Source organism: Streptomyces sp. AHA2 (assembly GCF_036857595.1).
GTDB lineage: Bacteria > Actinomycetota > Actinomycetes > Streptomycetales > Streptomycetaceae > Streptomyces.
This window is the reverse complement of sequence record NZ_JAUQWJ010000007.1, coordinates 245,874-257,827: the sequence shown is the minus strand read 5'-3', so window position 1 is coordinate 257,827 and position 11,954 is coordinate 245,874. Positions and strand designations below refer to the sequence as shown.

The following is an 11,954-nucleotide window of genomic DNA, read 5'->3' as shown; positions in this document are numbered from 1 at the left end:
TGCCCGCCGCCCCGCGGAAATGAAATAGATGTCTCAGGATCCGGACTCTGGACAGAAACTCCAGTCCGGTGAGTGAGACTGGTTCCACCGATGACGGTAAAGAGGAAACGAGGTCGGATGATGCGTACGCGTCCGCTGAAGGTGGCGCTGCTGGGCTGTGGAGTGGTCGGCTCAGAGGTGGCGCGCATCATGACGACGCACGCCGGCGACCTCGCGGCCCGCATCGGCGCCCCGGTGGAGCTCGCGGGCGTGGCCGTCCGCCGGCCCGACCGCGTCCGCGAGGGCATCGACCCCGCGCTCATCACCACCGACGCCACCGCCCTGGTCAAACGCGGCGACATCGACGTGGTCGTCGAGGTCATCGGCGGCATCGAGCCGGCCCGGGCGCTGATCACCACCGCCTTCGAGCACGGCGCCTCCGTCGTCTCGGCCAACAAGGCGCTGCTCGCCCAGGACGGGGCGGCCCTGCACGCGGCCGCCGAGCAGCACGGCAAGGACCTCTACTACGAGGCCGCCGTCGCCGGCGCCATCCCGCTGATCCGGCCGCTGCGCGAGTCCCTCGCCGGCGACAAGATCAACCGGGTGATGGGCATCGTCAACGGCACCACCAACTTCATCCTCGACAAGATGGACTCGACGGGCGCGGGCTACCAGGAGGCCCTCGACGAGGCCACCGCCCTGGGCTACGCCGAGGCCGACCCGACCGCCGACGTCGAGGGCTTCGACGCCGCCGCCAAGGCCGCCATCCTGGCGGGCATCGCCTTCCACACGCGCGTGCGCCTCGACGACGTCTACCGCGAGGGCATGACCGAGGTGACGGCGGCCGACTTCGCCTCCGCCAAGGAGATGGGCTGCACCATCAAGCTGCTCGCCATCTGCGAGCGGGCCGGGGACGGCGCGTCCGTCACCGCGCGCGTGCACCCGGCGATGATCCCGCTGAGCCATCCGCTGGCCTCCGTGCGCGGCGCCTACAACGCCGTGTTCGTCGAGTCCGACGCCGCCGGGCAGCTCATGTTCTACGGGCCCGGGGCGGGCGGTTCCCCCACGGCCTCGGCCGTGCTCGGCGACCTCGTCGCCGTCTGCCGCAACCGGATCGGCGGCGCGACCGGACCGGGCGAGTCCGCCTACGCCGCGCTGCCGGTGTCGCCCATGGGCGACGTGGTCACGCGCTACCACATCAGCCTCGATGTGGCCGACAAACCGGGCGTTCTCGCCCAGGTCGCGACCGTCTTCGCCGAGCACGGGGTCTCGATCGACACGGTTCGCCAGTCGGGGAAGGACGGCGAGGCCTCCCTCGTCGTCGTCACGCACCGCGCGTCCGACGCCGCCCTCACCGGGACCGTCGAGGCGTTGCGCAAGCTCGACACCGTGCGCGGTGTCGCCAGCATCATGCGGGTTGAAGGAGAGTAACCAGCAATGACCCACCAGTGGCGCGGAATCATCGAGGAGTACCGGGACCGGCTGCCGGTCTCCGACACCACGCCGGTCGTGACGCTCCGCGAGGGCGGCACGCCGCTCGTGCCCGCGCAGGTGCTCTCCGAGCGCACGGGCTGCGAGGTCCACCTCAAGGTGGAGGGCGCGAACCCGACCGGTTCCTTCAAGGACCGCGGGATGACCATGGCCATCACGCGGGCCAAGGAGGAGGGCGCCCAGGCCGTCATCTGCGCCTCCACGGGCAACACCTCCGCCTCCGCCGCCGCGTACGCCGTGCGGGCCGGGATGGTGTGCGCCGTGCTCGTGCCGACGGGCAAGATCGCGCTCGGCAAGATGGGCCAGGCGCTGGTCCACGGTGCGAAGATCCTCCAGGTCGACGGCAACTTCGACGACTGCCTCACCCTCGCCCGCGGCCTGAGCGACAACTACCCGGTGGCGTTGGTCAATTCGGTCAATCCGGTACGGATCGAGGGTCAGAAGACCGCCGCGTTCGAGATCGTGGACATGCTCGGCGACGCGCCCGACATCCACGTCCTGCCGGTGGGCAACGCGGGCAACATCACGGCCTACTGGAAGGGCTACACGGAGTACGCCGCGGACGGGATCGCCTCCCGCAAGCCCTGCATGTGGGGTTTCCAGGCCTCCGGCAGCGCGCCGATCGTGCGCGGCGAGGTGGTCAAGGACCCGTCGACCATCGCCACCGCCATCCGCATCGGCAACCCGGCGTCGTGGACCTACGCGCTCGCCGCGCGCGACGAGTCGGGCGGCCTCATCGACGAGGTGACGGACCGTGAGATCCTGCGCGCCTACCGGTTGCTGGCCTCGCAGGAGGGCGTCTTCGTCGAGCCGGCGTCCGCCGCGTCCGTCGCCGGTCTGCTGAAGGCGGCCGAGCAGGGCAAGGTCGACCCGGGCCAGCGGATCGTCTGCACCGTCACCGGCAACGGTCTCAAGGATCCCGACTGGGCCGTCGCCGGCGCCCCCCAGCCGGTCACCGTCCCGGTCGACGCGGCCGCCGCGGCGGAGCGCCTGGGTCTCGCCTGAGGGCGCCCGGGCCCGCCGTGACGTGCGCCGACGCCTCGAGCGCCGGTGCCCGCCCGGCACGGTCCGGCGTAAGACGGCGCCCGCCGGGGAAAGGTTTTCGCGGGGGGTGCACAGGGGGCTCGCGACACGCATCGTGCGCCTCCTGTGCGCCCTATGTCGCCGCAGAACCTTCCTTCGATAGGCTGTACCTAACCCGCCCGCCGCATATGCCTCCGCACGGAGCGCGGTGCCGCGCCGTCTCCGCGGCCGGCCCTCGGCCGGCGGCGGCCCCCAGGGTTCCCGTACGGCATCGAATGTCCCTCGAACGTCATTCGACGATCAGCTCAAGGAGAGTCATCGAGCGATGGCCGGTCCAGCCTTCCGCGCCGCCGCCGTCCGGGTGCGCGTCCCCGCCACCAGCGCCAACCTCGGCCCGGGTTTCGACGCCCTCGGCCTGGCGCTGGGCCTGTACGACGACGTGGTCGTCCGCGTGGCCGACTCCGGGCTGCACATCGACATCGCGGGTGAGGGCAGCGAGACGCTCCCGCGCGACGAGCGGCACCTTCTCGTACGGTCCCTGCGCACCGCCTTCGACCTGCTGGGCGGGCAGCCGCGCGGACTGGAGATCGTCTGCGCCAACCGGATCCCGCACGGCCGCGGCCTCGGCTCCTCCTCGGCCGCCATCTGCGCCGGGATCGTCGCCGCCCGGGCCGTGACCATAGGCGCGGAGGCCAAGCTCGACGACACGGCGCTGCTGGAACTCGCCACCGAGATCGAGGGCCACCCCGACAACGTCGCGGCCTGCCTGCTGGGCGGCTTCACGCTGTCCTGGATGGAGGGCGGCGCCGCCCGCGCGATCAGGATGGACCCGGCCGATTCCATCGTTCCGGTGGTTTTCGTCCCCGGGAAGCCGGTACTCACCGAGACGGCGCGAGGACTGCTCCCGCGCACCGTTCCGCACGTCGACGCGGCCGCCAACGCCGGCCGGGCCGCCCTGCTCGTCGAGGCCCTCACCCGCCGCCCCGAGCTGCTGCTGCCCGCCACCGAGGACCGGCTGCACCAGGAGTACCGCGCCCCGGCCATGCCCGAGAGCGCGGCGCTGGTGGAGCGGCTGCGCGGCGACGGCGTCCCCGCAGTGATCTCCGGTGCGGGGCCCACGGTGATGGCGCTGGCCGACGCCGACACGGCCGACAAGGTCGAGGCCCTGGCCGGTGCCGACTGGGCCGCCAACCGGCTCGGTCTCGACGCGCAGGGCGCGAGCGTGCTGCCGCTGACGGCCTCCGGCGACATGTGACGCCACACGGTTGCCGGATTTCGAGAGGGGGAATGTTTGTTGGATCCGGTAGTGTTAATCTCAAGTCTGCACCCGACCCCACCATGGCGAGGTGCCTCGTGTCCCCGTCCGGGACAGACATTCTTCCGGGAGCCCCCCAAGCCGCACTGTGTTCCGTACGTCGGACCGTACGCCGTACGCGGACACTGAGCGGGGCGCAGGGCACGCTCCGGAACCGGTGCTACCACGCCGCGTGACACTGACACTGGGTGCCACGACTCAAGGAAGCGCCATCACCAGATTCCTCCGCCGCTTAGGCGGACCACCGCCCCGGCACGGTTCACACCACACGGACCGAAGCCGGACAGCACAACCGGTCGCCGAGCCAGACAGGCCGACGTCCGCTCCAGGGAAGGACCCTTCGTGAGCGACACCACCGATCTGATGGGCGCACGTGTCGAGGAGACCGCTGCCGCGCCCGCCACGGACGCCTCCGCGCCTGCCACCGGTGCCGGCTCCCGGCGGCGCCGCGGTACCGGCCTCGAGGGCATGGTGCTGGCCGAGCTGCAGCAGGTCGCATCCGGCCTCGGCATCAGGGGCACCGCGCGTATGCGCAAGAGCCAGCTGATCGAGGTCATCAAGGAGGCGCAGGCGTCCGGCGGCGCCGCACCGGCCGCGAAGGCCGACGCGGGCGCCGAGGCCAAGCCCAAGCGCCGCGCGACGTCCCGGGCCCGGACGGGCGACAACGGCGAAGCCGCCGGCAAGGCCGAGAAGAAGGACGCGAAGGAGGCCCCGCAGGCCCCCGCGGACCAGGCCGACAAGGCCGCGGCCCAGCAGCAGATCGAGATTCCGGGACAGCCCGCCGGCGGCGAGGACGCCCAGGCCGAGCGCCGTCGCCGCCGCGCCACCGCCGACGCCGGAGCCCCCGCTTCCGCTCCCGAGACGGTCACGGCCGAGGCGAAGAACGACGGCAAGGCCGAGACCCCGGCCCAGCAGCCGTCGCAGAACAACAACGACGCCAAGTCCGACGCCGGCGACGGCGAGGGCCGCCGTCGCGACCGCCGGGACCGCGACCGGGACCGTGACCGCGACCGGGACCGTGACCGCGGCCGGGACCGCGACCGTGGCCGCGGGGGCAAGGGCGACGACCCGCAGGGCGGCCGTCAGGACCGCGGCCAGCAGCAGAACCAGCAGGGCGGCGGCCGTCAGGACCGCGGCCAGCAGCGGGCCGACGAGGACGGGGACGACTTCGAGGGCGGCCGCCGGGGCCGTCGCGGCCGTTACCGCGACCGCCGGGGCCGTCGCGGCCGCGACGACATGGCCACCGAGCCGCAGATCAACGAGGACGACGTCCTGATCCCCGTCGCGGGCATCCTCGACATCCTCGACAACTACGCGTTCATCCGGACCTCCGGCTACCTGCCCGGCCCGAACGACGTGTACGTCTCCCTCGCCCAGGTCCGCAAGAACGGCCTGCGCAAGGGCGACCACATCACCGGCGCGGTCCGCCAGCCCAAGGAAGGCGAGCGGCGCGAGAAGTTCAACGCGCTGGTGCGCCTGGACTCCGTCAACGGCATGGCGCCCGAACACGGCCGCGGCCGACCGGAGTTCAACAAGCTCACCCCGCTGTACCCGCAGGACCGCCTCCGCCTGGAGACGGACCCGGGCGTGCTCACCACCCGCATCATCGACCTCGTGTCGCCGATCGGTAAGGGCCAGCGCGGTCTTATCGTGGCCCCGCCGAAGACCGGCAAGACCATGATCATGCAGGCGATCGCCAACGCGATCACGCACAACAACCCCGAGTGCCACCTGATGGTCGTCCTCGTCGACGAGCGTCCGGAAGAGGTCACCGACATGCAGCGGTCGGTCAAGGGCGAGGTCATCTCCTCGACCTTCGACCGCCCGGCCGAGGACCACACCACCGTCGCCGAGCTGGCCATCGAGCGCGCCAAGCGCCTGGTGGAGCTGGGTCACGACGTGGTCGTGCTGCTCGACTCGATCACGCGTCTGGGCCGTGCGTACAACCTCGCCGCCCCGGCCTCCGGCCGCATCCTGTCCGGTGGTGTCGACTCGACGGCGCTGTACCCGCCGAAGCGGTTCTTCGGTGCCGCGCGCAACATCGAGGACGGCGGCTCGCTGACCATCCTCGCCACCGCGCTCGTCGACACCGGCTCCCGCATGGACGAGGTGATCTTCGAGGAGTTCAAGGGCACCGGCAACATGGAGCTCAAGCTCGACCGGAAGCTCGCCGACAAGCGCATCTTCCCGGCGGTGGACGTCGACGCGTCCGGCACCCGCAAGGAGGAGATCCTGCTCGGCAACGAGGAGCTCGCGGTCGTCTGGAAGCTGCGCCGGGTGCTGCACGCGCTCGACCAGCAGCAGGCCATCGAGCTGCTGCTCGACAAGATGAAGCAGACGAAGTCGAACGTCGAGTTCCTGATGCAGATCCAGAAGACGACGCCGGCGCCGGGCAACGGCGACTGACGACGACGGCACCACGCACGAGGGCCGCTTCCCGCAAGGGGGCGGCCCTTCGTGATGGTCGTGTACACGCTACGATCACGCTCTCTTCGAACTTGTGATCCCGAGGGGGGACATACGTGGGTACACCCATGTCCGGGGGCGGTCGGCACAGACGCCGGATACGTTTCGCGCTGCCCGTCGCCGCCGCCGGCATCGCGGCCGCCGTGGCCGGCACGCTGCTGACGACGTCCGCGGACGCCGCCACCCCGCTGCCGCAGCCGACGATCGCACCGGCCGTCAGCTCGCCGTCGCTCGCCGAGCTGCACAAGCGGGTCGCTGGCGCCATGGCCGGTGACGACGTCGCCGGCAAGACAGGGAAAGCCTCGCTCAGCGCGGGGACCGTCGCCGGCCGCATCGACCCGAAGATCATCGGTGGCAACGAGACCACCATCAGCACGGCCCCGTGGATGGCACAGCTCCACTACTACGACGACCGGGGCACCTCCGGCACCGGCGACGACATCGGCTTCTTCTGCGGCGGCGCCGTGGTCGCGCCGACGAAGATCCTCACCGCCGCGCACTGCGTCAAGGGCTACGACTGGAAGGGCAACGGCGCGGTCGTCACCGGTACCGCGCAGCTGCCCGACGGCGACGACCTGCACGGCGGCACGGTCACCGGTGTCTGGCGCCAGTGGAACCACCCCTCCTACAGCGCCACGACCATCGACAACGACATCGCGGTGCTGACCCTGCCCGTCCCGGTCAAGGCCACCCCGATCCGCATGACCACCTCCGGCGACACCACGTCGTACAAGGCCGGCACCAGCGCCAAGGTCTACGGCTGGGGACGCACCAGCTCCACCAGCGACGACATCTCCGACACCCTCAAGACCGCCACGCTGCCCCTCCAGTCCGACACGACCTGCTCCGGCGCGTACGGTGCGGACTTCGTCAAGGGGCACATGGTCTGCGCGGGCAAGCCCGCCACCGGCAGCGACACCGGGACCACCACCGCCTGCAACGGCGACTCCGGCGGCCCCCTGGTCGTCAACAACCGGATCGTGGGCGTGGTGTCCTGGGGCGTGACCGACTGCGTCGCCAAGGGCGCCTACAGCGTCTTCGCCAAGGTGAGCTCCTACGTCGGCGCCGCCTACCCGCGCCTCGACGACACCAACATCAGCGGTGACCACAAGGCCGACCTGTGGGTGCGCAACTCCTCCACCAAGACCGGCTACTCCAAGGACTCCAAGGGCACCTCGTTCGCCGCCCGCGAGTCCTGGGGCGACTGGAACGGCGTCAACGTCGTCCTGCAGACCGACCTCGACCGCGACGGTTACCAGGATTTGGTCCACCGGCGCAGCAGCGACGGCGACGTCTTCTGGACGCACTTCGTCGTCTCCAGCGGCACCTGGACCACCAAGCAGATCGCCGACAACTGGAAGAGCCGCACCCGGATCGTCACCCCCGGTGACGTCACCGGCGACTACCTGCCCGACCTGCTCTCGGTCGACTCCGCCGGCGTGATGTGGATCTACCCGGGCAAGGGCAACGGCACCTTCGCCGCCCGCGTGAAGGTCGGCTCCGGCTGGAACCAGTACAACTCGGTGCGCGGCAAGGGCGACTTCAACGGCGACGGCAAGACCGACCTCATCGCCCGCGCCGCGTCCGGCAGCGCCCTCTACCTGTACAAGGGCACCGGCAAGTCCGGCTCGGGCGCCTTCTCCGCCCGGGTCAAGGTGCGCACGTGGGCCGACTACAACGCCTTCGACGCACCCGGCGACGTGACCGGCGACGGCAAGGCCGACTTCCTGGCCCGCACCCCCGGCGGCACGCTCTACCTGTACGCCGGCACCGGCAAGGCGACCAGCGAGATCTTCGCCACAAGGAAGTCCGTCGGCACCGATTTCAAGCAGTACGACATCTTCGGCTGAAAGCCCAGGTGAGCGGGTACACCCCGCGACGCCCGAGCACGCACTGTGCCCACCGCCCCACGCGGTGGGCACAGTCCGTTGTGCAACCCTTTCCCGAGTTTCTCCGTCTGACCGGGCGGAGCGACGATGGTGCGAGGAGGAGGTTCGTCTCCACGCCTGGCGCTGACCGCAGGGGGTAATCGACCGTAGACGAGCTGAGGAGCACATGTCTGCCGAGAGCACACCGGGCCCGGACATACCGGGCGGTACCGGCACCGACGGAACGCGCGGCCGCGCCAAGGGCCGGCGCCGCAAGCCCCGCAAGCGCCACAAGGGGCTGGTGATCGCGGCCTGGACAGCGGCGGGCGTCGTCGTCCTGGGCGGTACCGGGGCGGGCTACCTGTACTTCAAGCTCAACGGCAACCTCAAGAGCGTGGACATCGACCAGGCCCTCGGCACCGACCGGCCCGAGAAGGCCGACAACGGCTCCGAGAACATCCTCGTCCTCGGCTCCGACACCCGCGCCGGCGGCAACAAGAAGCTCGGCGGCGGCACCGACGACGGCAGCGCCCGCTCGGACACGGCGATGATCGTGCACCTCTACAAGGGCCACAAGAAGGCCAGTGTCGTCTCCGTGCCGCGTGACACCCTCATCGACCGCCCGGCCTGCACGGACACCAAAGGCGACGAGTACCCGGCCGCGCACGGCGTGATGTTCAACTCCGCCTACTCCACCGGCGGGGCCGCCTGCGCGGTGAAGACCGTCGAGTCGATCACGAACCTGCGCATGGACCACTACCTGGAGGTCGACTTCGCCGGCTTCCAGCAGCTCGTCGACGACCTCGGCGGCGTCGAGGTCACCACGACCGAGAGCATCGACGACCCCGACAGCCACCTGAAGCTCGAGGCCGGCACGCACAGACTCGACGGCGAGCAGGCCCTCGGCCTGGTCCGCACCCGCCACGGCGTCGGCGACGGCTCCGACCTCGGCCGCATCCAGCTCCAGCAGGCGTTCATCAAGGCCCTGGTCCGCCAGATCAAGGACGTCGGCGTCCTGTCCAACCCCAAGAAGCTGCTCGACCTCGCCGAGACCGCGACCAAGACGGTCACCACCGACTCCGACCTCGGCTCGGTCAACCGGCTCGCGTCCTTCGCGAACGGCCTCAAGGGCATCAGCCCCTCCCACCTGCACATGGTGACGATGCCGGTCGCCTACGACCCGGCCGACCCCAACCGCGTACTGCTCCAGGAGAAGAAGGCCGACCAGATCTGGAAGGCCCTGGCGCAGGACGAGCCGATCCCGAAGAGCGCGACCGAGGGCAACGCGACCGGCGAGGCCAAGGGCGTCGTGAGCCCCTCCTGAGGGGTGCACCCCCCGGGGCCCCACCCCCGGGAACAAACGGCGACAACCCCCGGTTTTGGGAGTAGGCCCCAGTCCTGGCAGACTGGTACGTCGGCCCCGGTTCACGCCCCCGCAGCCCGCGGCGGCGACCCGGCGCCCTCCCGGAACCTAGGAGACACCTTGAAGCGCGACATCCACCCCGCGTACGTCGAGACGCAGGTCAGCTGCACCTGCGGCGCGTCGTTCACCACCCGCAGCACCATCGAGTCCGGCACCATCCGCGCCGATGTCTGCTCCGAGTGCCACCCGTTCTACACGGGCAAGCAGAAGATCCTCGACACCGGTGGCCGCGTGGCCCGCTTCGAGGCCCGCTTCGGCAAGGCCGCCGGCTCCAAGAAGTAGCGAGCCCCGAACCGCCGGTCCACGGACGCGCCCCCTCACCGGGCGCTCCGGGACCGGCGTTTTTGGTCGCCCGCCCTTCACCCCCGTCCCGCACAGGAGCCCAAGATGTTCGAGGCCGTCGAGGAACTCGTCACCGAGCACGCCGACCTGGAGAAGAAGCTCGCCGACCCGTCGGTCCACTCCGACCAGGCCAACGCGCGCAAGCTGAACAAGCGTTACGCCGAGCTGACCCCCATCGTCGCCACCTACCGCTCCTGGACGCAGACGGGCGACGACATCGAGACCGCCCGTGAACTGGGCGCCGACGACCCCGAGTTCGCGGCCGAGGTCAAGGAGCTGGAGCAGCGGCGCGAGGAGCTGACGGAGAAGCTGCGGCTGCTGCTCGTCCCGCGCGACCCCAGCGACGACAAGGACGTCATCCTCGAGATCAAGGCGGGCGCGGGTGGCGACGAGTCGGCCCTGTTCGCCGGCGACCTGCTGCGCATGTACCTGCGCTACGCCGAGCGGGTCGGCTGGAAGACGGAGATCATCGACGCCACCGAGTCCGAGCTCGGCGGCTACAAGGACGTCCAGGTCGCGGTGAAGACCAAGGGCGGCCAGGGCGCCACCGAACCCGGCCAGGGCGTGTGGGCGCGGCTGAAGTACGAGGGCGGTGTCCACCGCGTGCAGCGCGTGCCCGCCACCGAGTCCCAGGGCAGGATCCACACCTCCGCGGCCGGTGTCCTCGTGACGCCCGAGGCCGAGGAGATCGACGTCGAGATCAACCCCAACGACCTGCGCATCGACGTCTACCGCTCCTCCGGCCCGGGCGGGCAGTCCGTCAACACCACCGACTCCGCCGTGCGCATCACGCACCTGCCCACCGGGGTCGTCGCCTCCTGCCAGAACGAGAAGAGCCAGCTGCAGAACAAGGAGCAGGCGCTGCGTATCCTGCGCTCCAGGCTCCTCGCGGCCGCGCAGGAGGAGGCGGAGAGGAACGCCGCCGACGCCCGGCGCAGTCAGGTCCGCACCGTCGACCGCTCCGAGAAGATCCGCACGTACAACTTCCCGGAGAACCGCATTTCGGACCACCGCGTCGGCTTCAAGGCGTACAACCTGGACCAGGTCCTGGACGGCGACCTCGACGCGGTGATCCAGGCCTGCGTCGACGCCGACTCGGCGGCGAAGCTGGCGGCCGCGTAAGACCCGTGCGAGCGCGCACGAGCACGTACGAGCACTACGGAGGACTTGCGTGAACCTGCTGCTCGCGGAGGTGGCCCAGGCCACCCAGCGGCTCGCCGACGCCGGCGTGCCCTCGCCGCGCACCGACGCGGAGGAGCTCGCCGCGTTCGTGCACGGCGTCAAGCGCGGCGAGCTGCACTCCGTCAAGGACTCCGACTTCGACGCCCGCTACTGGGAGGTCATCGCCCGCCGCGAGGCCCGCGAACCCCTCCAGCACATCACCGGGCGCGCCTACTTCCGCTACCTGGAACTCCAGGTCGGACCCGGGGTGTTCGTGCCGCGGCCCGAGACGGAGTCGGTGGTCGGCTGGGCCATAGACGCCGTGCGCGCCATGGACGTCGTCGAGCCGTGCATCGTCGACCTGTGCACCGGCTCGGGCGCGATCGCGCTCGCCCTCGCCCAGGAGGTCCCGCGTTCGCGCGTGCACGCCGTCGAGCTGTCCGAGGACGCCCTGCAGTGGACCCGCAAGAACGTCGAGGGGTCCAGGGTCGACCTGCGCCAGGGCAACGCCCTGACGGCCTTCCCGGACCTCGACGGCCAGGTCGACCTGGTCATCTCCAACCCGCCGTACATCCCGCTCACCGAGTGGGAGTACGTCGCCCCCGAGGCGCGCGACTACGACCCCGACATGGCCCTGTTCTCCGGCGAGGACGGCCTCGACCTCATCCGGGGCCTGGAGCGCACCGCGCACCGGCTGCTGCGCCCCGGCGGCGTCGTCGTCGTGGAGCACGCCGACACCCAGGGCGGCCAGGTGCCGTGGATCTTCGCCGAGGACCGCGGCTGGACCGACGCCGCCGACCACCCGGACCTGAACAACCGCCCGCGCTTCGCCACGGCCCGCAAGGCACTGCCGTGAGCCCGGCGCGGTCCCCGCTTACTTCGACCC

9 protein-coding genes are annotated in these 11,954 nt (G+C 71.0%); all 9 read left to right on the top strand.

The genetic code is table 11. The annotated features are described in order from the left end of the window. The first annotated feature begins 117 nt into the window (after window positions 1-117). The 9 genes from Q5694_RS17305 (at window position 118) to prmC (ending at window position 11,924) form a co-directional block, all read left to right on the top strand. Entirely contained in the window at window positions 118-1,410 is a 1,293-nt protein-coding gene (locus tag Q5694_RS17305) for a homoserine dehydrogenase (protein WP_333933964.1), read from the top strand. A gap of 6 nt (window positions 1,411-1,416) precedes the next feature. Further along, window positions 1,417-2,475 (top strand): threonine synthase, encoded by a 1,059-nt coding sequence (gene thrC / locus Q5694_RS17300; RefSeq protein WP_333933963.1) that lies wholly within the window; start codon window positions 1,417-1,419, stop codon window positions 2,473-2,475. A gap of 343 nt (window positions 2,476-2,818) precedes the next feature. Next, window positions 2,819-3,748, top strand: coding sequence for a homoserine kinase (gene thrB, locus Q5694_RS17295; protein ID WP_333933962.1), 930 nt, complete (start codon window positions 2,819-2,821; stop codon window positions 3,746-3,748). A gap of 402 nt (window positions 3,749-4,150) precedes the next feature. Next, entirely contained in the window at window positions 4,151-6,214 is a 2,064-nt protein-coding gene (gene rho, locus Q5694_RS17290) for a transcription termination factor Rho (RefSeq protein WP_333933961.1), read from the top strand. A 128-nt stretch (window positions 6,215-6,342) separates the two neighbouring features. Further along, entirely contained in the window at window positions 6,343-8,124 is a 1,782-nt protein-coding gene (locus Q5694_RS17285; RefSeq protein ID WP_333934087.1) for a trypsin-like serine protease, read from the top strand. A gap of 205 nt (window positions 8,125-8,329) precedes the next feature. Next, a complete protein-coding gene (locus Q5694_RS17280) occupies window positions 8,330-9,466 on the top strand; it encodes an LCP family protein (protein ID WP_333933960.1) in 1,137 nt (378 codons plus the stop codon). 159 nt (window positions 9,467-9,625) lie between these two features. After that, complete coding sequence (gene rpmE / locus Q5694_RS17275; RefSeq protein ID WP_333933958.1) at window positions 9,626-9,847, top strand: 50S ribosomal protein L31; 222 nt, start codon at window positions 9,626-9,628, stop codon at window positions 9,845-9,847. A 105-nt stretch (window positions 9,848-9,952) separates the two neighbouring features. Continuing rightward, window positions 9,953-11,029, top strand: coding sequence for a peptide chain release factor 1 (gene prfA / locus Q5694_RS17270; protein ID WP_333933957.1), 1,077 nt, complete (start codon window positions 9,953-9,955; stop codon window positions 11,027-11,029). A gap of 49 nt (window positions 11,030-11,078) precedes the next feature. After that, entirely contained in the window at window positions 11,079-11,924 is an 846-nt protein-coding gene (prmC, locus tag Q5694_RS17265; RefSeq protein WP_031117480.1) for a peptide chain release factor N(5)-glutamine methyltransferase, read from the top strand. Window positions 11,925-11,954: the final 30 nt, after the last annotated feature.

Excerpts from the sequence above, each read along its gene's own strand:
- Q5694_RS17280 (WP_333933960.1), top strand. The coding sequence starts at position 8,330 with ATGTCTGCCGAGAGCACACCGGGCCCGGACATACCGGGCGGTACCGGC.
- thrC (WP_333933963.1), top strand. The coding sequence starts at position 1,417 with ATGACCCACCAGTGGCGCGGAATCATCGAGGAGTACCGGGACCGGCTG.
- prfA (WP_333933957.1), top strand. The coding sequence starts at position 9,953 with ATGTTCGAGGCCGTCGAGGAACTCGTCACCGAGCACGCCGACCTGGAG.
- thrB (WP_333933962.1), top strand. The coding sequence starts at position 2,819 with ATGGCCGGTCCAGCCTTCCGCGCCGCCGCCGTCCGGGTGCGCGTCCCC.
- Q5694_RS17285 (WP_333934087.1), top strand. The coding sequence starts at position 6,343 with ATGTCCGGGGGCGGTCGGCACAGACGCCGGATACGTTTCGCGCTGCCC.
- Q5694_RS17305 (WP_333933964.1), top strand. The coding sequence starts at position 118 with ATGATGCGTACGCGTCCGCTGAAGGTGGCGCTGCTGGGCTGTGGAGTG.